The organism is Bradyrhizobium sp. 25ACV (assembly GCF_054863005.1).
The window spans coordinates 1-279 of sequence record NZ_JAVAYO010000067.1 but is presented as its reverse complement, the minus strand read 5'-3'; the positions used below and the strand labels follow the sequence as shown (position 1 = coordinate 279).

General features: G+C 65.9%; 1 protein-coding gene. It reads right to left on the bottom strand.

Translation table 11 applies throughout. The annotated features are described in order from the left end of the window. Window positions 1–267, bottom strand: a 267-nt coding sequence (locus RAD04_RS38605; RefSeq protein WP_461627956.1) for an aminoacyl-tRNA deacylase, incomplete at its 3' end; no start/stop codon positions are given. Window positions 268–279: the final 12 nt, after the last annotated feature.

Here is a 279-nt window from a genome sequence, read left to right as displayed (position 1 = left end):
GTCGAAGCGCATCCGAACGGCGTCGCGGTGCGTGCCGCCCTGGATGAGGATGTCATCATCGACGTGCAGGTTGCCGTCCATCACCACCTCAATGCCCTGCCAGTGACGCAGCGCTGGAATCGCGCCCGTCTCGCATCCGGTGAAGAAGCGCTGCAGTTCGTCCTCGGTGGCCAGTCTCAGTTCGCGGGCGCCGAGCACCTCACGAACCAGGTCGAGATTGATACGCCGGCTGGCGGGCACCACCAGCTCGACGGGGCGGCCATTCATGAGGACGCCCAC